Genomic DNA, 23768 nt, shown 5'->3' on the forward strand with positions numbered 1-23768 from the left:
TTGTCATCCCCGGCCGAACGATCCGAAGGATCGTGAGGGACCCCGTAGCGACAGCGTGCGGGGACCCAGGTGGTGCGACAAGTGCGGTGCAGATAATCTGTCGAGAGTTTTTCTTTCGGCAACACCTGGGTCCCCGCACGCTGTCGCTACGGGGTCCCTCACGCTCGCTGACGCGAGCGCTCGCCGGGGATGACAGCGGAGCTTAAAATGGACCTCTCCTACGGCCCCGAATATCAAGCCTTCCGCGACGAAGTCCGCGCCTTCACGGCGAAATATGCGGACCGCGCGCCGCGCGGCGCCCTGGGCGGCGACATGCGCGACTGGCAGCTCCTGCTGATCGAGCACGGCTATGCCGCGCGCACCATCCCGAAGGCCTATGGCGGCTTCGGCGCCGCGCCGGACGTCCTCAAGTCGCGCATCATCGCGGAGGAATTCCTCGCCGCCGGCCTGCCCATGGGCATGAGCGGCCAGGGCATCTCCATGCTGGTGCCCACTTTGCTGGAAGTCGGCTCCGAGGAACAGAAGCGCAGATACATCGCGCCCACGCTGCGCGGCGAGATCATCTGGTGCCAGGGCTATAGCGAGCCGGGCGCCGGCTCCGACCTTGCGGCGCTCACCACCCGCGCCATCGAAGACGGCGACGACTTCGTCATCAACGGCCAGAAGATCTGGACCTCGACCGCGGCGCAGGCCGACATGATGTTCTGCCTGGTGCGCACCGAGCCCGACGCGCCCAAGCATGAAGGCATCTCCTATCTGATCTTCCCGATGACGACGCCCGGCATCGAGGTGCGGCCGCTGGTGACCATGACCGGGCGCGCCGAGTTCAACGAAGTGTTCTTCACCGATGTGCGCGTGCCCAAGACCGATGTCGTCGCGGGGCGCGGGCAAGGCTGGATGGTCGCCAACGCGACGCTCAAGCATGAGCGCGGCATGCTGGGCGATCCCAACCAGGCGGGCACGCGGCTCAAGGCCATCGTCGAATTGATGCAGACGGAGGATGTCGACGGCCGGCGCCTGATGGACAATCCGGCGCTGCGCGACCGCCTGCTCAAGCTGCAGGCGCGGGTGCATGCGATGGAATTCCACGGCCTGCGCCTGCTGACGGCCGGCCTCAAGGGCGAGGATCCCGGCGTGGCGCGGCTGATCGTCAAGCTGATGGGCTGCGAGCTCAACCACCAGCTCGCGGCGTTCGCGATCGACGCGCTGGGCGAGCTCGGCATGCTCTACAACAATTCGCCGCACATCCGGAACGGCGGCAATTGGCAATGGAGCTACATGTTCGACCTCGGCCTGATCATCGGCGGCGGCACGGCGCAGATCCAGAAGAACATCATCTCCGAGCGCGGGCTGGGCATGCCGCGCGAGCCGAAGCCGGCGAAGGTTTAGCGCAATGGAATTCGGCCTGACCTCCGACCAGAAGATGATGCAGGAGAGCCTGGGGCGCACGCTGGAGCGCGTCTGCCCGCTCGAGCGGGTGCGCAAGGCGGCGGACGGCGCCGCGCCGGACGTGCTGAAGGCCATCGCAGAACTCGGCGTCACCGGGATCCTGGTGCCCGAGGAATTCGGCGGCCTCGGCCTGCGGCTGCTCGATGCGGCGCTGGCGGCGGAGATGCTCGGACGCCACGTCGCGCCGGTGCCCTTCATCGCCAGTTCGGTGATGGCGCCGCTGGCCTTGCTCGGCGCCGGCTCCCAGGCGCAGAAGGAGCGATACCTCCCCAATCTCGCAACCGGCGAATTGATCGCCGGCGTCGCGCTTTCCGAACACGCCGCGGGCGCGCGCGCGAAAGCGGGCGTGGCGGCGAAGAACGGCAAGCTCTCGGGCAAGGCTCTGTTCGTGCTCGACTTCGCGGGAGCGGACATCTTCGTCGTCGCCGACGCGTTCGGCGGCTTGCACATCGTCGACGCCGAGGCGAAAGGGCTGGAGCGCACCGCGCTCCCGACCATTGATGCAACCCGCGCCATCGGCGAGCTGAACTTCGACGCCGTCGACGCCGAGCCGCTGTCCGAGAATCCGCAAGCCGCGCTCGACCGCATGGTCGATGCGGGCCGCGTGATGCTGGCGGCCGATACGCTGGGCGCCGGCGGCCGCATGATCGAGAAAGCGGTCGATTACGCCAAGGAACGCAAGCAGTTCGGCCGCGTCATCGGCTCCTTCCAGGCGGTCAAGCATCTATGCGCCGAGATGATCGCCGAGCTCGAGCCTTGCCGCGCGCTCATCTGGTACGCGGCTTACGCTTTCGATGAATTCCCCGACCAGGCACGGCGGATGGCGGCGCATGCCAAGGCCCATACCTCGGAGGTCGGCACCTTCGTGGCCCGCACCGCGACCGAAGTGCATGGCGGCATGGGCTTCACCGACCTCCTCGGCCTGCATTACTGGTTCAAGCGCATCGGCTTCGACCGCCAGGCGCTGGGCGGGCCGGAGAAGGTCCGCCACGATGCAGCGGTGGCGCAGGGCTGGGTGGGGAATTAACCGACCTGTACCTCCCCTGAAAGGGAAGGTACAGGGACGCATGACGATCGTTCATCCCGACGGACTTCCCACGCCCCAGCGCCACTGGGCCATTCTCACCATCGCGCTCGGCATCATCATGGCGGTGATGGATTCCGCCATCGCCAATGTCGCGCTGCCGACCATCGCGGCCGACCTCAACGCCAGCCCGGCGCTCTCGATCTGGATCGTCAACGGCTATCAGCTCGCGATCACCATCTCATTGCTGCCGCTTGCGGCGCTGGGCGACATCGTCGGCTATCGCAAGATCTACACCGCAGGCCTCATCCTCTTTACCGCCGCCTCGCTGTTCTGCGCTCTCGCCCATACGCTGCCGCTGCTCGCGATCGCGCGCGTCATGCAGGGATTCGGCGGCGCCGGGATCATGAGCGTCAACGCCGCCCTGGTCCGCTTCATCTATCCGCACGCCAAGCTGGGCCGCGGGCTTTCGCTCAACACGCTGATCGTGGCGATCTCCGCCGCGGCCGGGCCGACGGTCGCGAGCGCCATCCTGTCGCTCGGCACCTGGCCCTGGCTGTTCGCCGTCAACATTCCGTTCGGGCTGGCCGCGATCGTCATTGCGCTCCGCGCTTTGCCGCATACGCCTCGCGCCAAGCATGCCTTCGACGTCCCCGGCGCCCTTCTGGTGGCGCTGATGTTCGGGCTTTTGATCGCGAGCATCGACGCCTTCGGCCATGGCGAGTCCCTCGCGCTGTCCGCCGCCGAATTCGCCGCCACCCTCGCCATCGGATTCATCATGGTGCGGCGGGAGGCGACCACGCCGGCGCCCATGCTGCCGGTCGACCTCATGCGCATTCCGATCTTCGCGCTTTCCATCGGCACCTCGATCTGCTCCTTCGCAGCACAGATGCTGGCGCTGGTGGCGCTGCCTTTCCTGCTGCAAAGCGAGATGCAGTTCAGCGCGGTGCAGACCGGCCTGCTCATCACGCCCTGGCCTATTGCCACCGCACTCGTCTCGCCCATTGCCGGCCGGCTCGCCGACCGTTATCCCGCGGGTCTCCTGGGTGCCATCGGCCTGATCGTCTTCGCCGCCGGCCTGCTGGCACTCGGCTTCCTCCCGGCGCATCCCGCCGTCGCGGATATCGCCTGGCGCATGGCACTGGCCGGCGCGGGTTTCGGCTTGTTCCAGTCGCCCAACAACCGCGCGATGATCGGCGCGACGCCGCGGGAACGCTCGGGCGGCGCGAGTGGGATGCTGGGTACCGCGCGCCTGCTCGGCCAGACGATCGGCGCGGCGCTGGTGGCGCTCCTGTTCGCGCGCGCGCCGGGCGGCGGCGCGATCGTCTCGCTCTATGTCGGCGCCGGATTTTCCCTGGTCGCAGCAGCCGTCTCCAGCCTGCGGCTTTTCGATCGCACGGGCCAAAGCCCGCTCCGCAAGCCATAGGACCGGGCGCCGCTCCGGCGTGCGATCGGATCAGGCGGGATGACCGCCCGAGACCGTCACATCGCGCTTCTCGGTGGCGGGAAGGACGATCGGTACGTCGCAGTCCACCGCCGCGTCGTTCTCCGTCGCGCTCACGGCGATGACGATGGTGGCGGCATCGCAGACCACCCGCACCCGCCACAGGCGGCAGCGGCCTTCGCGCCAGGCTTCGCTCTCGCCGTCGTCGTCGAAGATCTCCGCCTCGAACGCGCCACGCGCGAGCGGGAATATCTGGAACGCGCGCGTGTCGCCCCGCGCCTGGAAATGCTGTTCGGCGACGTTCAGCGCGATCACGCTGCCTTCGCGGGCGAAGAGCGGCGGCCGCCGGAACGGCGCGGGACGCGCGACCACGCGCCCACCATCGAAGATCTCGCCGGACCAATAGTCGAACCAGCGCGTGCCGGCGGGCAGATAGACCTCGCGCGACGCGACGCCCGGTTCGACCACCGGCGCGACCAGCAAGGCACGGCCCAGCAGCATCTCGTCATTGTCGTCATACGTGCGCGGATCGTCCGGGAAATCGAGAAAGGTGGGGCGGATCGCCGGCTCATAGTCGCGCGCATAGCGCCACAGCAGGTCGTAGAGATAAGGCAGCAGCCGGTAGCGGAATTTGATCAGGTCGCGGACATGCGCGGTCACCTCGGGATGCATCCAGGGCTCGTTCGCAGTGCGGTCGGTGTTCCAGGAATGGATCGAGAAGCGCGGCATGAAGATGCCGAACGCGACCCAGCGCACGAACAGTTCGGCGTCGGGTCTGGGCCCGTCGAACCCGCCGACGTCGTGACCCGTGTTCGAGACGCCGCTGAGCGCCAGTCCCAGTCCCATGCGGATATTGTACTGGAGCGTTTCCCAGCTCGTATAATTGTCGCCCGACCAGGTCTGGACATAGCGCTGCATGCCGGCGGCGCCCGCGCGGCTGACCAGGAACGGCCGGGTCTGCGGCGCCTGCGCGACCTGCGCCGCGCGAGAGGCGCGCAGCATCAGCATCGTCTGCAGCGGCTTGGATTCGACCGCGGGTGCCGGCGCGCCGAAATTGCGGGCCAATGCCTTGGGACTCACGATCTCGAATTCGTTGTTGTCGTTCCAGGTGCCGGCCATGCCGACATGGAGCAGCGCCGACGTCACCTTTCCCGCCCACCAGTCCGCCGTCGCCGGATTGGTGAAGTCGAGATACGCCCCGACCGCGCCCCAGAACTGCACCCATTCGGGTTCGCCGTTCGCATCCGTGATCAGCAGGCCGTTGTCTCGCGCCTCCGCGAACAGCGGATGATCATGCAGCAGGGCCGGCTTGATGTTGGGGATGAGACGGACACCCTTCTCGGCATAGGAGCGCACGAAGGCGGCGGGATCGGGAAACTTGTCGCGGTTCCAGTGGAAGACGTAGCGCTTGGCGCCGATCGATGTGTAGCCCGACGACAGGTGGAAAGAGTCGCACAGGATGTCGTGCTCCTCGCATTTCGCGAGGAACTCCGCCATCCGCGCCTGCGCGTCCGGCTGGTCGGTATATGACATCGTCGAGCCGGAATAGCCGAGCGCCCAGCGCGGCGGCAGCGCGGGCCTGCCCGTCAGCCAGGTATACCGGCGCACGATGCCGCCGATCGTGCCGCCGATGACGTAGTAGTCGAGATCGCCATGATCGGCGACGAAGCCGCGGAACAGGCCGTGATAATTGCTGCGCTCGCAGCCCATATCGAAGGTGCAGTCCGACAGCGTGTCGTAGAACAGCCCGGCGGCGGCCTTGTCGCGCCGGGTGATGTAGAACGGGATGTGCTTGTAAAGCGGATCGGAGGTCCGCGCGTCGTAGCCCATCGCGTCGACATTGCACAGGCGGAAGCGGCGGCCGGCACGATCCATCTCGCCGCTGCGCTCGCCGAGCCCGAAATACCGCTCCGCCGGATCGCGGACGAGATAGTGATGCACGCGATCGTCCCACCAGCCGAAATTGTACGCCTGGGTCGGCCGGTCGCGCAGGATGTCGAGGAAGCCGCGTGCCGGATCCTCGCAGACGTCCCAGGCACAGAAGAATCCAGCGAGGCGAATCGTCAGACGCAGGCAGGCGGTCTGGACGACCAGCATGTCTTCCGACTCGCGCAACGCGAAGGGCGGCAGCGCGAAGCCCGTCAGGTCGAAGCGGTCGCGGCCTTCGGCGGCCACGTCCTCCTGTCCCGGCGCGATGGTCCAGCTCTTCGGCTGCCGCAACCGGCCGTCCGGCAGCACCAGCACGCGGATGATATCGTCTTCCAGCACGAAGACATGCGCGACGGCGGTGCCGTCGCTCTGCAGCGTCAGATGGTTGCCGTCGCGGGCCGCGAGACGAAAGACCGGTGGCGAAAGGAGCGTGCTCACCAGTTGGTCATACTACCGTCCTCGAGACGATTCACCGGCAGATAGGCGCGCTTGTAGGGATATTTCGCCGCGAGCGCCTCGTCGATCTCGATGCCCAGGCCCGGCGCTTCGCCGGGATGGAACATGCCGTCCTGGAAGGTGTAGGCATGGGGGAAGACCGCGTCCGTCTCCTTGGTATGGAGCATGTACTCCTGGATGCCGAAATTCGGCACCGAGAGATCGAAATGCAATGCCGCGGCCATGCAGACCGGCGACAAGTCCGTCGCGCCATGGCTGCCGGTGCGCACATGGTAGAGATCGGCAAGGCTCGCGACGCGGCGCAGATGGGTGATGCCGCCGGCATGCACCACGGTCATGCGGATGTAATCGATCAGCTGCTCCTCGATGAGCTGCTTGGCATCCCAGATGGTGTTGAACACCTCGCCCACCGCGAGCGGCGTCGTGGTGTGCTGGCGGATCAGGCGGAAGCCTGCCTGGTTCTCGGCCGCGACCGCATCCTCCAGCCAGAACAGGCGATAGGGCTCCAGATCCTTGCCCAGCCGCCCCGCCTCGATGGGCGTCAGGCGGTGATGCACGTCATGCAGCAGGTGGACGTCCCAGCCGAGCTTCTCGCGCGCCTTTTCGAACAGCGCCGGAACGGTGCGCATGTATTTGACGGTCGACCAGACATTCTCGGTCGGCAGGTCGGCATCGGCGGGCTCGTAATATTTCTTGTCCTTCGACACGCCGTAGGTCGAGGCCAGCCCCGGAATGCCCGATTGCAGGCGGACCGCCTTGTAGCCTTCGGCCTGGTATTTCAACGCTTCGTCGACGGTCTCCTCGATCGTCTTGCCGTTGGCATGGCCGTAGACCATCACGCCCTCGCGGCTCGCGCCGCCCAGCAGCTGATAGAGCGGCAGGCCCGCGACCTTGCCCTTGATGTCCCACAGCGCGGTGTCGACCGCGGCGATCGCCGACATGGTCACCGGCCCGCGCCGCCAATAGGCCCCGCGATAGAGGAACTGCCAGACGTCCTCGATCCGCTGCGCGTCGCGCCCGATCAGGCAGGGAATCACATGGTCGGTGAGATAGCTTGCGACCGCGAGCTCGCGGCCGTTCAGCGTCGCGTCGCCCAGCCCGGTCACGCCGTCCGAGGTCTCGATCTTCAGGGTGACGAAATTTCGTCCCGGACAGGTGACGATGACGCGTGCGGACGTGATCTTGGCCATGGCGGAGGTCCCGGTTCGGTCAGAGTTTATAGGCGGCTTTGGCGAGGTTGTAGGCGAGGTCGACGACGATCTCATGCGCTTCGTCCTCGTCGAGGCGATGCGCGATCACGAGCTCGGCGAGGTAGGCGGCGTCCATACGGCGCGCCAGATCGTGGCGCGCGGGAATCGAGAGGAAGGCGCGGGTGTCGTCGTTGAAGCCGACCGTGTTGTAGAACCCGGCGGTTTCGGTGACCTGGCGGCGGAAACGCAGCATGCCTTCGGGCGAGTCGTGGAACCACCAGGCCGGTCCGAGCTTCAGCGCCGGATAGTGCCCGGCGAGCGGCGCCAGTTCGCGCGCATAGTTGGTCTCGTCCAGCGTGAACAGGATGACCGTCAGGTCGGACCGGTTGCCCACGACGTCGAGCATCGGCTTCAGCGCCGCGGCATATTCGATGGCGACCGGAATGTCCGCGCCGACATTGGGGCCGTATGCGGCGAACAGGGCCGCGTTGTGATTGCGGAAGGAGCCGGGATGAATCTGCATGGTCATGCCGTCGTCGCACGACATCTTCGCCATCTCGGTCAGCATGGCGGCGCGGAACAGCTCGGCATCGCCGGATTCGCGGCGGCCGCGCAGCAGCCGGTCGAGCAGCGCCTGACCCTCCGCCGCCGAAAGATTCGCGGTGCGCGCCGTCCAGTGACCGTGATCGGTCGCGGTCGCGCCGCGGGCGCGGAAGAAGGCCCGGCGCTCGCGATGCGCCTGCAGGTAGCCGGCCCAGCTTGCCGTGTCCTGTTTCGTCAGCGCGCCGAATTGCGCCAGGTTGGAAGCGAACTCCGGCCTGTCGGGGTCGACCACATCGTCGGGACGATAGGTCGTGATCACGCGGCCCGGCCAGTCGCGCGCAAGCGCATCGTGATCGGCTAGCGGGTCGAGCGCACCTTCCGTCGTCGCGATCTTCTCGATGTTGAAGCGCTGGAACAGCGCCCGCGGCCGGAAGGCCGGCGTCGCGAGCGCCGCGCCGATGGCGTCATAGTACAGGTCCGCCGTTTCGGCGCTCAGCCGCCGCTCCAGGCCGAACACGGTCGCGAAGACATGGTCGAGCCACAGCCGCGAAGGCGTGGCGCGGAACAGGTGATAATGGGCCGCGAAAATCCGCCACGCGGCGCGGCGGTCCGCCGCCGGCTGCTGCAGTCCCAATTGCGCGAGCGTGATGCCCTGCGAATAGAGCAAGCGCAGCACATAATGGTCCGGCCACAGCAGAAGGCTCGTCGCGTCCTCGAACGGCACGTCGGTCGCGAACCATCTGGGATCGGTGTGGCCGTGCGGCGAGAGGATCGGCAGCGCCTCGGCCCGCGCGAACAACGCCCGCGCCACTGCGCGCGTCGCCGGATCGGCGGGAAAGAAACGATCGGGATGAAGCGTCAGCGGAACCATGCTCAGCGGACAACCCGCGCGCCCTTGCCCTTCATCACCGCCTCGACCTCCTTGGCATTGACCATGGAGGTGTCGCCGGGCGTCGTCATGGCCAGCGCGCCGTGCGCTGCGCCATATTCCACCGCCGCCTGCGGCCCCTTGCCTTCCAAAAAGCCATAGGCGAGACCTGAGGCAAAGCCGTCGCCGCCGCCGACGCGGTCGTAAATCTCCAGATTCTCGCGCATCATCGACTGATGGAATTCGCCGCCGGCGTAGAGGATCGCGGACCAGTCGTTGAAGGTCGCGGTTCTCGCATTGCGCAATGTCGTCGCCGCGACCTTGAAGTTCGGATAGGTCTTCACTGCCGTCGCGATCATCTTCTTGAAGTTCGCAGGATCGATGGCCGAGATATGCTCGTCCATCCCCTCGACCTCGAAGCCGAGACAGGCGGTGAAATCCTCCTCGTTGCCGATCATCACGTCGACATGGCTCGCGATGTGCCGATTGATCCTGCGCGCGCCCTCCTGGCCGCCCTGCGACTTCCACAACGAGGCGCGATAGTTGAGGTCGTAGGACACCACGGTACCGTGCTTGCGCGCGGCTTCCACCGCTTCGATCACCGCCTCCGACGTGTTGGGCGCCAGCGCCGCGAAGATGCCGCCGGTATGGAACCAGCGCACGCCTTCCTCGCCGAACAGCTTCTCCCAGTTCACTTCCCCGGGACGGATCTGCGACGCTGCCGAATTGGCACGATCCGAGCAGCCGAGCGCGGCGCGGATGCCGAAGCCCTTCTCGGTGAAGTTCAGTCCGACGCGCGTGTTGCGGCCGATGCCGTCATGCTCGCGCCAGACGACGTGCGACATGTCCACGCCGCCCTGCAGGATGAAGTCCTCGACCAGCCAGCCCAGATCGTTGTTCGGCAGCGCGGTGACGACCGCGGCGCGCTTGCCCCAGCACTTGCGCATGGCGCGTGCGACATTGTATTCGCCGCCGCCCTCCCAGACCGTGAACTGGCGGGCGTTGCGCACCCGGCCGAAGCCGGGATCGAAGCGCAACATCACCTCGCCGAAGGAGACACAGTCCCATTTGGTGTCGGACGCGGGACGGATGTTCAGGACGTCAGCCATGGCCTCGAATCTTCTTGATCAGTTGGACGGTGTCGCGGACTTTGCTTTCGATGCCGGCATAGTCCTTGGCGTCGAGCAGCTTCTTGGTGATGAGGTTCGAGCCGATGCCGCAGGCGACGATGCCGGCGCCGAACCAGGCGCGCAGGCTCTCTTCCGTCGCGTCGACGCCGCCGGTCGGCATGATCTTGGTCCAGGGCATCGGACCAAGCACGTTCTTGACGAAGTCGGGGCCGCCGACGCTGGAGCCCGGGAAGACCTTGACGATCTCGCAGCCCAGCTCCTGCGCTTCGGAAATCTCCGTCGCGCTGCCGCAGCCCGGTGAATACGGAATGCCGCGGCGGTTGCAGAGCTTGGCGACCTCGGGATTGGTCATCGGTCCCACGACGAAATTGGCCCCATTGGCGATGTAGATGCCGGCGGTCGGGGCATCGACCACCGAACCGACACCCATGATAACGCTATCATCCGCCTTGGCGAAGTGCCGAGTGACTTCCAGGAAGGTGTGGGGCGCGAAGTCTCCGCGGTTGGTGAACTCGATGCATTTGGCGCCGCCATTGGCGCAGGCCTGGATGACCTTGGCGCAGACCTCGACGTCGGGATGGTAGAAGACCGGGATCACGCCCTGGTCGATGATGGCGCTCAAGGTCTTGAGCCGGTCCCTGGCCATGTTGTGCTCCCGATTCCCGATTGGCGGCGCACTCTGCCCCGCCGGGAATTGCTTGTCATTTCGACTATGGTAACCGGTGTCATTTTCCCGGGCAAGGCGGTCTGGGGCGTGTGGGCGTCAGTGGCCGATCAGGTGGGTCGCGGTGGTCTTCCACCAGGGGGCGTAATAGAGGAGGCCGACGATGAGCTGGAGGGCGAAGGCCCAGGCGGCGCCCCAGAGGTACGCCGGATAGAGCCGCTTGCGGGTGGCGAGGTCGTAGGCGCCGAGGGTGAGGATCAGGATGTCGGGGACGAGATAGCCTTCGGCCAGGAAGGGCCAGAAGCCGTCATAGCTGCCCAGCAGGACGCCGATGGGGTGGCCGAGCCAGCGCGCGAAGCCGGCGTCGGAGATGAAGAGCGTCGAGAGCAGCATCAGCCGCTTGTGCGCCGACGCGGTGTTGCGCAGCAGGTAACCGGCGGTCACCAGGCCCGCGAAGGCAACGATGTCGAAGAGCTGCACGGCGAGGAAGGCGGGGTCGCTGTCCTTGGTGCCGAATTGCAGCCGCTGCATGTAGATCGCGGTCGCGGGGCCGATCACCACCATGAAGGCGGCGAGCGCCATCATCCCGGCGCCGAGGCGGTAATGGAGCTGCGGCCGCTTGAGACGGATCAGCATCACCTGCGTGGTGAGCAGCACCAGCCAGCCGACGAAGGCGACGGCGTGGACGTGAACGATCCAGGGATAGGCCAGCGCGTGGCTTTGGATGTGCTCGGCGATCTCGCCGCCGAAGCCCATCACGATGCCGAGCCAGATCGCCAGCACCAGCGCGAGGAAGAAATTGCGGTCCCATTTGTGATACGGCGCGAACGGAGTCGCGCGCCGGGGCGCACCAGCTGCGATGTCAGTCACGGCGTGTGTCCCCTGCGACGAGGGAAACTTTAGAGAAAAATCCCGTCGGGCAGAATCATTTTGTCGTGCCCGCGCAGGCGGGAATGATGATGAAAGAGATGTGACAGCAAGCGTTACCGCTTGAGCTCAGGGTGAAATCAAAAAACCACTGTCATCCCGGGCGAGCGCAGCGAGACCCGGGACCCATCGAGCGGGTTGCGCGATGGGTCCCGGCTCAGCGCGATGCTTCCGCATCGCTTGGCCGGGATGACAACTTTTTTAACGGACGAATGCGTGACGCGCCGCCTACCGCGTCGACATGCCGCCGTCGATCACCAGTTCGCTGCCGGTCACGTAGCGGCTTTCGTCGCTGGCGAGGTAGAGGACGCCTTGTGCGATGTCTTCGGGGACGCCTTTGGAGCCGATGGGCACGACGGTCTCGCTCATCGCGTCGAGATCGGGGGCGTTGGCGCCCGGGGCGCCGGCGCCGGGGATGATGCCGAGCCAGATCGGGGTCTCGATGATGCCGGGATGGACGGAATTGACGCGGACATTGTCGCGCGCCGCGCCGCATTCCATCGCCACCGCCTTTGTGAAGAGCCTGACGCCGCCCTTGGTGGCGCAATAGCCGGCGAGCGTCGGCGCGCCCTTGAGGCCGGCGAGCGAGGAGATGTTGATGATGGAGCCGCCGCCGCTGGCGCGGATCAGGGGCAGCGAGTGCTTCACCCCGAGGAACACGCCGTCGAGATTGATCGCCTGCTGCCGCCGCCAATCGGCCAGCGTCATGGTCAGCACTGAGGCCGCGATGGCGATGCCGGCATTGTTCACCAGCACATGCAGCGTGCCGAAATGCGATTTCACCTCGGCGACCACGCTTTCCCAGGCCTCTTCGCTCGCGACGTCGTGGTGCAGGTAGATCGCGTCGCCGCCCTCGCGCTTGACCTGGGCGACGACGTCCTTGCCCTGGTCGTCCTGGATGTCGGTCACCGCGACGGCGGCGCCTTCCTTGGCAAGCAGGAGCGCACTGGCGCGGCCGATGCCCGACGCGCCTCCGGTGACGAGGGCGACTTTGCCTTTGACGCGATCAACCATGAGAGCTCCTAATTCGTGGCGAAGTTGGCGATGTCGGCGGCGGCGGCGCGGCTGAGGTCGGGGCAGATTGCGGCCATGGTCTCGACCGCATGGGTGGTGCCCATGAGCTGGACGCAGCGCGCCGCCACGCCGGCCTTCAGCAGCAGTCGGTAGAAGCCGATGCCCTCGTCGCGCAGGGGATCGCATTCGTTGACGGTGATGACGGTGGGCGGGAAGCCCGTCACGTCGTCGATGCTTGCGAAGCCGGGCCATGCAAGCGGGTTCTTCGCCTCGAACGCCTTCATGCCGTAGCCCATCGCACCGCGATTGTTGTGCAGGTTGAGCAGCAAGCCTTCGTTCTCGGTCGAGGACGGATGCTCGGGCAGCGGCCACTTTCCCGCGATATAGGGGCAGAGCGCATAGAGACCTTTCACGAGACCAAGCTTGCCTTCGCGCTTCAGCGTCAGGCCGGTTGCGAGCGTGAGATTGCCGCCGCCGCTCTCACCCGCGACGATGACGCGCCTGGTGTCGATCTTCAGGCGCCCGGCATTGGCATGCACCCATTTGAGGCCCGAGACGCAATCGTCGAGCCCGGCCGGAAACGGCGCCGTCTCCGGCACGCGCGAGGGCACAACCGCGTTGCGGAATTCGACCATCGCCACCGCGACGCCGCGGGCCGCGATGATCTTGGCCCAGGCGCGATAACTGCCCATGAAACAGGACAGCGTCGCCATGCCGCCGCCATGGATGTAGTAGACGCAAGGCACGACCGCATCGGTGTCGGGACGCACGAAGCGCATCAGGATGGTGTTGCCGTCGGGCGCCGAAACGAGGCTTTCTTCGCTGATGCGCAGGCCCTTGGAAGGCGCGAGGTCCTCATTGTCGAAGGCTTCGAAGATCGCCTCGACCTGCTTGGACATCGCCTGCGCGGCGTCGGAGTTCATCTCGGCGACCAGATCCTCGCGGCTCGCGACGTCGCCCTGTGCGGGCAGGTCGAAACCGCCGAGCATGGCGCGGATGCGCGGATCGAGGCGTGTGTCGGTGGCGATCTTCGAGGCCATGGGGTGCTCCTTCAAATTCATCTGAGTGCATTTTGTCGTCGTCATCGCCGGCCTTGTGCCGGCGACCCATGATCTCCCTGCTGCATGGGTGTTCATGGGTGGCCGCCACGAGGGCGGCCATGACGATGTTTTGGCAGTGAGCCTTATGCAAGACCACCCAAAAACGTTTCGATAGCCGCGTTGAATGCCTCGGGATTGTCGATATTGGCCGCGTGTCCCGCGTCGGGGATCACGGCTTTTTGCGCGCCGGGGATTTTCGCGGCCATGTAGTCGGACGCGGCGAGGAAGGGGGTGTCCTTTTCGCCGACCACGACCAGCGACGGCACCTTGATCGCGGGCAGGCTTTCGATCACGCGGGCGTTTTTCTGGGTCAGCATGCCGCGGCCGGCGCGGGCGAGACCGGTGGCGTCGCGGTGCTGGGCGGTGCGGCGTTCGGCGCTGGCGGAGCCGAGCGGACCGAGGCCGTCCTTGTCGTAGCGCTCCGCCGTGCGGCGGGCGTTCTGGTTCCAGCCTTCGCGCGCCTCGTTCTTCTTGAAGCCGGGGCCGGTGTCGATGATGAGGAGCGCGCTGACGCGCTCGGGATGGCTGGCGGCGAAGGCGAGCGACATGTAGCCGCCCAGCGACAGGCCGCCGACGATGGCCTGTTTCACGCCAACCGCATCGAGCAGCGCGGCCATGTCGGCGACGGTCTTCTCCTCGCTGTATTCGTCCTGGTCTTGCGGATAGTCGCTCTGGCCGTGGCCGCGCATGTCCCAGACCACGAGCTTGTGCCCCTTGCTCAGCGCCGCGACCTGGCCGCGCCACATCTGCGCCGTGGCGGAATAGCCGTGGGTCAACAGGATGACCGGCCCAGCGTCGCCATGGACCTCATAGTGCAGATTTACGCCGTCGCGCGCGAGTGTCGCCATCTCGTTCTCCCGAATCCCGGCCTCTTGCGGGCCTTTTGGGACGATAGTGAAAGCCTGTAACGGATTGGGCAACTGCGGCGAAATGGGGCTTGGGCCTGCTATGCTGCGCGGCGGTTCAAGGGAGGCAGACAGGTTCATGACAGACACGAGCCCGTCGCTGCCGCGGGGGAAACCGGGTGCCCAGACCTGGGACCTGCTCGTGGACGGCGTGCGCCATGTGCTGCGCCTTCCGCCCCACACGCCGCGCCGGCCGCGCTACCTGTTCTATCGCCATGGCATCGCCGTGCGGCTGCTGCACTGGATCAATGCGCTGTGCATGCTGGTCATGCTGATGAGCGGGCTGCAGATCTTCAACGCCTCGCCCGCGCTCGACTGGGGGATCAGCTCCAATCCGGATCATCACCTCCTGTCGCTCTATGCCGACGGCACCGATGAGCACTTCTGGGGCATGACGCAGATCGGCCCCTGGAGGTTCAACACCGACGGCGTGCTCGGCGCCTCCGACACGGACGGCGTGAAGACGGTGCGCGGCTTCCCCGCATGGGTGACGCTGCCCTATCAGTCGCCCGACCTCGCGATGGGGCGGCTCTGGCATCTCGCCTTCGCGTGGCTTCTGGTGATCAACGGCCTGCTCTATTTCATCTATCTGTTCTGGAGCGGACATTACCGCGAACTGGTGCCGACCCGCGACGACATCCGCCACCTGCCGCGGGAGATCGCCAGTCATGCCAGGCTGCAATTCCCCAAGGGCGAGGCTGCGAAGCATTATAACGGGCTCCAGCGCCTGACCTATTTCGTCGTGGTCTTCGTGCTGGGTCCGCTGATCGTGCTGACCGGGCTCACCATGTCGCCGACCCTGGACTCGGCATTCCCGTTCCTGCTCACGCTGTTCGGGGGCCGGCAGAGCGCGCGGACGATCCACTTCATCGTCGCCTTCTCCTTCGTCGGCTTCCTCTTCATCCATATCGCCGCGCTGATCGTCTCAGCCCCGCTGAACGGATTGCGCTCCATGATCACCGGCTGGTTCGCCGTCGAGAAGGAGGGCAAGGATGTCTGAGAATCCGAGGCTGCCCCGCCGCTCGTTCCTGATCCGCGGCGCCGCGACGCTGGGCACGCTGGTGCTGGCCGGCTGCACCGACCTGTCGCAATCGCCGTTCGTCCTGAGCCTTCTGGGCGAGGTCGAGAATCTCACCCGCCGCGCCCAGCGGCTGTTCGCCGGCGGCCACGCGCTGGCGCCGGAGTTCAGCAAGGCCGACATCGCGCCGGTGTTTCGCGCCAACGGCACCCTCAACCCCAACACCAACGACTATGCCGTCCATCTGAGCGAGGGATTCAAGAACTGGATCATCCCGGTGGGCGGCCTTGTCGAGCGGCCGCTTAAGCTTTCGCTAACCGAGATCCGCGCCCTGCCCGCCCGCACCCAGATCACGCGCCACGACTGCGTCGAAGGCTGGAGCTGCATCGGCGAGTGGAAGGGCGCGCCGCTGAGCGCGATCCTCGCCCTGGCCCGGCCCCGGCCCGAGGCGCGCTATGTCGTGTTCTATTGCGCCGATCCGATGGGCGTGGAGGATGTCGACGCCCAGGGCAATCCCGTGCCCCGTCCGTTCTACTATGAGAGCCTCGACCTGCTGGAGGCGACCCATCCACAGACAATTCTCGCCTATGAATTAAATGGCCAGGTGTTGCCCGTCGAACACGGTGCGCCCATCCGCGTGCGAGCGGAGCGTCAACTTGGCTATAAAATGCCCAAATATGTCCAGCGCATTGATCTGGTGGAAAGCTATGCGGGTATAGGAGGGGGAAGAGGCGGCTACTGGGAGGATCAGGGATACACGTGGTACGGCGGAATCTGACGACCGGCTTTGACGCTTTGTCGCGGCCCCTTGTCCAACCGGGGCACTAATCCCAATATCCTGAGTTATATTCGAAGTTCCAGACGATTCTCATCACACAGCGGATTGGCCAAGGGCATGAAGCGAGTTCTTTCTTCTTTCGCGGTTCTGGCGCTCGCCACCGCCCTGTCCGGCTGCGCGACCGACGATCCGACCGGCCAGAACGATCCCTACGAGCAGACCAACCGCTCGATCTTCTCCTTCGACCAGGACGTCGACCATGCGGTCGCGCGGCCGGTCGGGGTGTTCTACAACCATGCGGTGCCGGAGTTTGCGCGCCAGGGTATCCACAACGCCCTCACCAATCTCGATTCGCCGGTGGTCTTCGCCAACGACCTTCTGCAGGGCGAGTTCACCCGCGGCGGCGAGACCCTCGGCCGTACCCTGGTGAATTCGACGATCGGCATCGGCGGCCTGGTCGATGTGGGAGCCAAGATGGGCCTCCCCGGCCATGACGAGGATTTCGGCCAGACGCTCGGCGTCTGGGGCACCGGCGAAGGCCCTTATCTCGTGCTGCCCTTCGCGGGGCCGAGCAACCCGCGCGACGTCGTGGGCATGGGCGGCGATATCGCGCTGGACCCGTTCACCTACATCACGTTCAACAACTCCACGCTGTTCTACATGATCCGCGCCGGCGTCGGCGTCATCGACCTGCGCGCCCGCAATGTGGATTCGCTGGACCAGATCGAACGGACCTCGGTGGACCTCTACGCGACCACGCGCAGCCTGTACCGCCAGCACCGCAACGCGGAAATCCGCAACGGCGCGCCGGATACCGAGAACCTGCCGAATCTCTGAAGTCCTCCGCTTCCGCAAGCGGACGGCTCACTCCGCCGCCGCGGGCGGCGGCGCATCGCCCATGAGCCGCGTGTAGAAGCGGTCCCAGGACGCCTTGCGCCGCATCCGCCAGCCGTCGAGGTAGAGATAGACCACCGGCGTCGTGTAGAGCGTCAGGATCTGGCTGACCAGAAGCCCGCCCACGATCGCGATGCCGAGCGGCTGGCGCAGCTCGGCGCCCGTGCCGTAGCCGAAGGCGAGCGGCATGGCGCCCAGGATCGCGGCGAAGCTCGTCATCATGATGGGCCGGAAGCGCAGCAGGCAGGCCTTGTAGATCGCATCGCGCGGGCTGAGGCCCTCGTTCCGCTCCGCCGCCAGCGCGAAGTCGATCATCATGATCGCGTTCTTCTTGACGATGCCGATCAGCAGGATGACGCCGATCATCGCGATCAGGCTGAACTCGACGTTGAACAGGAACAGCGCCAGCACCGCGCCGACCCCCGCCGAAGGCAGCGTCGAGAGGATCGTCAGCGGATGGACATAGCTCTCGTACAGGATGCCCAGCACGATATAGATCGTGACCAGGGCCGCGAGGATCAGCACCGGCTGGCTGTCGAGCGATTCCTGGAACACTTTCGCGGTGCCGGCGAAGACGCCCTGGATCGAAGCCGGCGTCTTGATGTCCGCCATCTTCTTCTGGATGGCCGCCGTCGCCGCGCTGAGCGAGACGCCCTTGGCCGTGTTGAAGGAGAAGGTCGCGACGACGAACGGTCCCTGATGGTTGATCCCGAGCGGCGAGGTGCCGGGGCCATAGCTCGCGATCGCCGACAGCGGCACCATCACCTCCTGCGCGGTCGAGACCGACGAGCCGGTCGAGGCGCCGCCCCGCGCGCTGTTGACCAGCGCGTTCGCCTGCTGGTTGCGCACGAGATCGGCGGCCACATCGGCCGCCACCGAGGCGGTCGCCGTCAAGCCGGTCGCGCTCGCCGTCGTGAGCGATCCCGCAGCAGTCGAGAGGTCGGTGGTGCCCGCCACTGCGCCGGTCGCCTGGGTGCCGCTGATCGAGCCGCCGGACTTGCTGACATAGATGTCCTTCAGCGTCTCGGGGCTCTGCCAGAACTCCGGCGCGACCTCCATCACCACATGGTACTGGTTGAGCTCGTTGTAGATCGTCGAGACCTGGCGCTGGCCGAAGGCGTCGTAGAGCGTGTTGTCGATCTGCGTCGCGTTGATGCCCAGCCGCGCCGCGGTCGGCCGGTCGATCTTGAGCGCGACCTCTAGCCCCTGGTCGCCGCGGTCGGAATTGACCTGGTCCAGCTCGTCCAGATCGGACAGCGCGTCGGTGATCTTGGGCATCCACTGCTCGAGCTCCTCGAGCGTGTCGGAGGTGATCGAATACTGGTAGTTGCCGTTGCCCTGCCGTCCGCCGACCCGCACGTCGCGGCCGCCGGCCAGGAACAGCCGCGCGCCGGTGACATTGGCGAATTTCGGCGTCAGGCGCTGCACCACGTCGTCGGTGCTGAGGCCGCCGCGTTGATCCAGCGGCTTGAGCTGGATGAAGACGTTGCCCGTGTTGGTGGCGCCGCCGCGCGGCCCGCCGCCGCCGCCGCCGATCGTGCCGGTGACGGTCGCCACCGCCGGGTCCTGGCTGATGATCTTCATGAACGACTGGAACTTGTCCTTCATGAGCTGGAACGAGATCGTCGGGCCGCCGCGGATGCCGCCGAAGGCCTGGCCGGTGTCTTCGTCGGGGAAGAAGCCCTTGGGCACCCAGTAATAGAGGACGAAGTTCAGGATGATCGTCACCAGGAGGATGAGCGCGATCCAGCCGGGGATGCGCAGAGCCACCGCCAGCGTGCGTGCATAGAAGCCATGGGCGGCATTGAACGCCCGTTCGGACTGCCGCAGCAGCCAGCCATGCTTCCGCTCCGGACGATGGATGTCCAGGATGGCGCAGAGCATCGGCGTGGTGGTGAGAGAGACCAGCAGCGAGATCGAGATCGCGATGGTCAGTACCATGGCGAATTCGTTGAAATAGCGCCCGACCACGCCGCCCATCAGCAGAATCGGCAGGAACACGGCGATCAGCGAGATGCTCATGGAAAGGACGGTGAACGCGACTTCGCGCGTACCCTGGATCGTCGCCTGCAGGCGTGGCATGCCGTCTTCCAGATGGCGCTTGACGTTCTCGAGCACCACGATGGCGTCGTCGACCACGAAACCCGTCGCCACGGTCAGCGCCATCAGCGACAGATTGTTGAGCGTGTAGCCCATCAGATACATCGCGCCGAAGGTGCCGATCAGCGACAGAGGCACGGCCACCGAAGGGATGATCGCGGCCCGCCCGTCGCGCAGGAACACGTAGACGACGAACATCACCAGCAGGATCGAGACGATCATCGTGCGCTGCACGTCGCGCAGCGAGTCGTGGATCGCGCCGGTGCGGTCGACCGCGATGTCGAGGTTCACCGCCGGCGGCAGCGCCGCCTTGAGCTGCGGCAGCGCTGCTTTCACCGCCGCCACCGTCGCCACGATATTGGCGCCCGGCGTGCGGAACAGCATGACGAGGATGGCCGGCTTGTTGTTCGCCATGCCGATATTGCGCACGTCCTCGACGCCGTCCTCGACCGCGGCGATGTCGTTGAGGCGCACCGCGGCGCCGTTGCGGTAGGCGATGATCAGCGTGCGGTACTGACTGGCCTGCGTCGCGGTATCGTTGACATAGACCTGGTAGCGCTGGGTCCCCTGCTCGATCGCGCCCTTGGGTGCGTTGGCATTGGCGGCGGAGAGCGCGGCGCGCACATCCTCCAGCCCGATGCCGTATTTGAACAGCGCCCGCGGATTGAGCTCCACCCGCACCGCGGGGAGCGAGCCGCCGGCGATCTGCACCTGGCCGATGCCGTCCACCGTGGAGAGCTTCTGCTGCAGGATGTTCGAGGCGGAATCGTAGATCTGTCCCGGCGTCAGCGTCGCCGAGGTCAGGGTGAGAATCAGGATCGGCTGGTCCGCCGGATTGATCTTGCGGTAGGTCGGGTTGGAGCGCAGCGCCGCCGGCAGGTCGGCCCGCGCCGCGTTGATCGCCGCCTGCACGTCGCGCGCCGCGCCGTCGATGTTGCGCTTGGAGTCGAATTGCAGCGTGATGCGCGCGGTCCCGACCGAACTGGTCGAGGTCATCTCGTCGACATCGGCGATGACGCCCAGATGGCGCTCCAGCGGCGTCGTCACGCTGGTCGACATCGTCTCCGGGCTGGCGCCGGGCATCGAGGCGGAGACCGAGATCACCGGCACGTCGATATTGGGCAAGGGCTCGACGGGCAGCAGGAAATAGGCGACGCCGCCCGCCATCGCCAGGCCCATCGTCAGCAGCGTGGTGGCGATGGGACGGCGGATGAAGGTCTCGGAGAAGCTCATGCGGTCGCCCGCCGCGCCCGCCAGTCGCGGATCTGGCCGCCGAGCCGGTCGAAATAGATGTAGATCACCGGCGTGGTGAAGAGCGTCAGGAGCTGGCTCACCAGCAGGCCGCCGACGATCGAGATGCCGAGCGGATGGCGCAGCTCCGAGCCCGTGCCGCTGCCCACCATCAGGGGCAGCGCGCCGAACAGCGCCGCCACCGTGGTCATGAGGATCGGGCGGAAGCGCAGCAGCGCCGCCTGGTGGATCGCCTCGCGCGGGCTCTTGCCCTCGTTGCGCTCGGCCTCCAGCGCGAAGTCGATCATCATGATGGCGTTCTTCTTCACGATGCCGATCAGCAGGATGATGCCGATGATCGATACGATGCCGAGGTCGTTGCCGGTGAGGATCAGCGCCAGCAGCGCGCCGACGCCGGCGGAGGGCAGCGTCGACAAGATCGTGACGGGATGGATGAAGCTCTCATACAGCACACCCAGCACGATATAGACCGTGACGATCGCGGCCAGGATCAGCAGCAGCTCGTTGGACAGCGCGGACTGGAAGGCGAGCGCCGAACCCTGGAACTCGGTCGAGATGCTGGCGGGCAGGCCGGCATCGACCTCCGCCTGCTTGACCGCATCGACCGCCGCGCCGAGCGAATAGCCGTTGGCGACGTCGAACGAGATCGAGGCGGCGGGGAACTGGCCCAGGTGATCGACCTCCAGCGGCATCGGCGTCGGCTCGACATGCGCGAAGGCCGACAGCGGCACCTGTCCGCCGCCCGCCGACGGCAGATGGATGTCGCCGAGCGAGGCCAGCGAGTTCTGGATTCCCGGATCGGCTTCGAGGATCACACGGCGCTGGTTCGACTGGGTGAAGATGGTCGAGATGATGCGCTGGCCGAAGGCGTCGTAGAGCGCGTTGTCGATCGTCGCGGCGGTGATGCCGAAGCGCGCCGCGGTGTCCCGGTCCACCACGACCGTCGCCGACAGACCCCGGTCGAGGTAGGAGGTCGAGACGTTCTCGAGCTCCGGCCGCGCCGCGAGCTTCTGGATCAGGCCGGGAATCGCCTGGCGCAGCGTGGCCGAGTTCGCATCTTCGAGCACGAACTGATATTGCGCCCGGCTGATCGTGGAATCGATCGTGAGATCCTGCACCGGCTGGAGGTAGAGCGAGATTCCCGGCACGGCCCTGGCGCGCTTGAGGATGTCGCGCACCGCATGCGTGATGCTGACGCCGCGCGCATCCTTCGGCACCAGGTTGATCAGGAAACGGCCGCTGTTGAGCGTGTTGTTGGTGCCGTCGACGCCGATGAAGGACGACACGCTCTGGACGCTGGGATCCTTCAGCAACGCGTCGGCCAGCGCCTGCTGCCGCCGCGACATCTCCGCGAAGGACACGGTCGGGCCGGCCTGGGTGATGCCCTGGACGAGGCTGGTGTCCTGGGTCGGGAAGAACCCCTTGGGGATCACGATATAGAGGATGATGGTCACCACCAGCGTCGCGACCGCGATCAGCAGCGTCAAAGGCTGGCGGTCCAGCACCCAGGTCAGCAGCCGGTCATATTCGGCGATCACCCGGTTGAAATACTCTTCCGATTTGGCCGCCAGCGAGCCGGGCTTGGGCTCCTTGTGGCGCCGCAGCAGCTTGGCGCAGAGCATCGGCACCAGGGTCAGCGACACCACGGCGGAGATCAGGATGGTGATGGCGAGCGTCACCGCGAACTCGCGGAACAGCCGGCCCACGACCTCCTGCATGAAGAGCAGCGGGATCAGCACCGCGATCAGCGAGACGGTCAGCGACACGATGGTGAAGCCGATCTCGCCCGCGCCCTTGAGCGCCGCCTCGAGCGGCGAGTCGCCCTCCTCGAGATAGCGCGTGATGTTCTCGATCATCACGATGGCGTCGTCGACCACGAAGCCGGCCGCGATGGTCATCGCCATCAGCGACAGGTTGTTGAGCGAATAGCCCAGCAGGTACATCGCCGCGAAAGTGCCGACGATCGACAGCGGCACCGACAGGCTTGGGATGAAGGTCGCCGGGATGTTGCGCAGGAACAGGAAGATCACCAGCACGACCAGCACGACGGCGAGGAAGAGCTCGAACTCGACGTCCGACACCGAGGCGCGGATCGTCGTGGTGCGGTCGGTCAGCACCGTCATGTCGATGCCGGCGGGCAGCCCCGCCTTGATCTGCGGCAGCATCGCCTTGATCGAATCCACCACCGCGATGACATTGGCGCCCGGCTGGCGCTGGACGTTGAGCAGGATCGCCGGCGTCCGGTTCATCCAGGAGAGCAGCTGCACGTTCTCCGCGCTCTCCACCACCGTCGCCACGTCGGACAGATACACCGGCGCGCCGTTGCGATAGGCGACCACGATGGCCTTGTAGTCGTCCGGCGACTGGAGCTGGTCGTTCGCGTCGATCGTGTAGGACTGCGCCGCGCCGTCGAAGCTGCCCTTGGGTGCGTTCGAATTCGCATTGGCGATGGTGGTGCGCAGGTCGTCGATGTTGAGGCCGTAGGAGGCCAGTGCCTGCAGATTGGCCTGCACGCGCACCGCCGGCTTCTGGCCGCCCGCGATGCTGACGAGGCCGACGCCGGAGAGCTGGGAGATCTTCTGCGCGATGCGCGTATCCGCCAGCTCCTGCGCCTCGGTCAGCGGCATCGTCTTGGAGGTGATCGCGATGGTGAGGATCGGCGCGTCGGCCGGATTGACCTTGGCATAGACCGGCGGCGCCGGGAGGCTCTGCGGCAACAGGTTGCCCGAGGCGTTGATCGCCGCCTGGACCTCCTGCTCGGCGATGTCGAGATTGAGGCTGAGATCGAACTGCAGGGTGACGACCGACGATCCGGCCGAGCTGACCGACGACATCTGGTTGAGCCCCGGCATCTGGCCGAATTGCTTCTCCAGCGGCGCGGTGACCGAGGAGGTCATCACCTCCGGCGAGGCGCCGGGCAGGAAGGTCTGGACCTGGATGGTCGGGTAATCGACCTCCGGCAACGCCGAGAGCGGCAGATAGGAGTAGCCGACGAGCCCGACGAGCAGGATCGCGATCATCAGGAGCGATGTCGCGACGGGCCGGACGATGAAGGGAGCTGAGGGGTTCATGTGGAGGCGCCGG

Annotated in this window: 17 protein-coding genes; 6 read left to right on the plus strand and 11 right to left on the minus strand. The window is 66.3% G+C overall.

Annotated elements, in window-relative coordinates; translation table 11 throughout:
- Positions 1–207: 207 nt before the first annotated feature.
- From WDM91_14495 to WDM91_14505, 3 genes are read left to right on the plus strand one after another with little or no spacing between them, the layout of a single operon-like run.
- Entirely contained in the window at positions 208–1389 is a 1182-nt protein-coding gene (locus tag WDM91_14495) for an acyl-CoA dehydrogenase family protein (GenBank protein MEI9995802.1), read from the plus strand.
- Between the two features lie 4 nt (positions 1390–1393).
- Entirely contained in the window at positions 1394–2476 is a 1083-nt protein-coding gene (locus tag WDM91_14500) for an acyl-CoA dehydrogenase family protein (protein ID MEI9995803.1), read from the plus strand.
- A gap of 40 nt (positions 2477–2516) precedes the next feature.
- Positions 2517–3899, plus strand: a complete 1383-nt coding sequence (locus tag WDM91_14505) for an MFS transporter (protein ID MEI9995804.1) — start codon at positions 2517–2519, stop codon at positions 3897–3899.
- A gap of 30 nt (positions 3900–3929) precedes the next feature.
- Here WDM91_14505 and WDM91_14510 read toward each other — a convergent pair whose 3' ends face one another.
- From WDM91_14510 to WDM91_14550, 9 genes are all read right to left on the minus strand, one after another.
- A complete protein-coding gene (locus tag WDM91_14510; GenBank protein MEI9995805.1) occupies positions 3930–6284 on the minus strand; it encodes a glycoside hydrolase family 31 protein in 2355 nt (784 codons plus the stop codon).
- Positions 6281–7492: a D-mannonate dehydratase ManD gene (gene manD / locus WDM91_14515; GenBank protein MEI9995806.1), complete on the minus strand. Its 1212-nt coding sequence runs from the start codon at positions 7490–7492 to the stop codon at positions 6281–6283. The genes WDM91_14510 and manD overlap by 4 nt, the downstream gene beginning before the upstream one ends.
- Positions 7493–7511: 19 nt before the next feature.
- Positions 7512–8906: a glucuronate isomerase gene (gene uxaC, locus WDM91_14520; protein MEI9995807.1), complete on the minus strand. Its 1395-nt coding sequence runs from the start codon at positions 8904–8906 to the stop codon at positions 7512–7514.
- 2 nt (positions 8907–8908) lie between these two features.
- Positions 8909–10012 carry a sugar kinase gene (locus WDM91_14525; protein MEI9995808.1) on the minus strand — a complete coding sequence of 368 codons (1104 nt, stop codon included), beginning with the start codon at positions 10010–10012 and terminating at the stop codon, positions 8909–8911.
- Positions 10005–10679: a bifunctional 4-hydroxy-2-oxoglutarate aldolase/2-dehydro-3-deoxy-phosphogluconate aldolase gene (locus WDM91_14530; GenBank protein MEI9995809.1), complete on the minus strand. Its 675-nt coding sequence runs from the start codon at positions 10677–10679 to the stop codon at positions 10005–10007. The genes WDM91_14525 and WDM91_14530 overlap by 8 nt, the downstream gene beginning before the upstream one ends.
- A 117-nt stretch (positions 10680–10796) precedes the next feature.
- Positions 10797–11567 (minus strand): hypothetical protein, encoded by a 771-nt coding sequence (locus tag WDM91_14535; GenBank protein ID MEI9995810.1) that lies wholly within the window; start codon positions 11565–11567, stop codon positions 10797–10799.
- Positions 11568–11852: 285 nt separating this feature from the next.
- Complete coding sequence (locus WDM91_14540) at positions 11853–12638, minus strand: glucose 1-dehydrogenase (protein ID MEI9995811.1); 786 nt, start codon at positions 12636–12638, stop codon at positions 11853–11855.
- 8 nt (positions 12639–12646) lie between these two features.
- The gene (locus tag WDM91_14545; GenBank protein MEI9995812.1) at positions 12647–13678 is read right to left on the minus strand and encodes an alpha/beta hydrolase fold domain-containing protein; all 1032 of its coding nucleotides are present in this window, start codon (positions 13676–13678) and stop codon (positions 12647–12649) included.
- A 143-nt stretch (positions 13679–13821) separates the two neighbouring features.
- The gene (locus WDM91_14550) at positions 13822–14586 is read right to left on the minus strand and encodes an alpha/beta fold hydrolase (GenBank protein MEI9995813.1); all 765 of its coding nucleotides are present in this window, start codon (positions 14584–14586) and stop codon (positions 13822–13824) included.
- A 136-nt stretch (positions 14587–14722) separates the two neighbouring features.
- On the opposite strand from WDM91_14550, the gene WDM91_14555 reads away from it, so the two are divergent.
- The 3 genes from WDM91_14555 to WDM91_14565 all read left to right on the plus strand — a co-directional run bounded on the left by WDM91_14555 (position 14723) and on the right by WDM91_14565 (position 17276).
- Positions 14723–15643, plus strand: coding sequence for a cytochrome b/b6 domain-containing protein (locus WDM91_14555; GenBank protein MEI9995814.1), 921 nt, complete (start codon positions 14723–14725; stop codon positions 15641–15643).
- On the plus strand, positions 15636–16439 hold the full coding sequence (locus WDM91_14560) for a molybdopterin-dependent oxidoreductase (protein ID MEI9995815.1): 804 nt from the start codon (positions 15636–15638) through the stop codon (positions 16437–16439). The genes WDM91_14555 and WDM91_14560 overlap by 8 nt, the downstream gene beginning before the upstream one ends.
- Positions 16440–16556: 117 nt before the next feature.
- Positions 16557–17276, plus strand: coding sequence for a VacJ family lipoprotein (locus WDM91_14565; protein ID MEI9995816.1), 720 nt, complete (start codon positions 16557–16559; stop codon positions 17274–17276).
- A 27-nt stretch (positions 17277–17303) separates the two neighbouring features.
- On the opposite strand, the gene WDM91_14570 is transcribed toward WDM91_14565, so the two are convergent.
- Both WDM91_14570 and WDM91_14575 read right to left on the minus strand, forming a co-directional pair.
- The gene (locus WDM91_14570) at positions 17304–20666 is read right to left on the minus strand and encodes an efflux RND transporter permease subunit (protein MEI9995817.1); all 3363 of its coding nucleotides are present in this window, start codon (positions 20664–20666) and stop codon (positions 17304–17306) included.
- On the minus strand, positions 20663–23755 hold the full coding sequence (locus tag WDM91_14575; GenBank protein MEI9995818.1) for a multidrug efflux RND transporter permease subunit: 3093 nt from the start codon (positions 23753–23755) through the stop codon (positions 20663–20665). Before WDM91_14575 ends, WDM91_14570 begins: the two co-directional genes overlap by 4 nt.
- Between the last annotated feature and the right edge of the window lie 13 nt (positions 23756–23768).

The sequence above is a fragment of the Rhizomicrobium sp. genome, from assembly GCA_037200385.1.
Taxonomy (GTDB): domain Bacteria; phylum Pseudomonadota; class Alphaproteobacteria; order Micropepsales; family Micropepsaceae; genus Rhizomicrobium.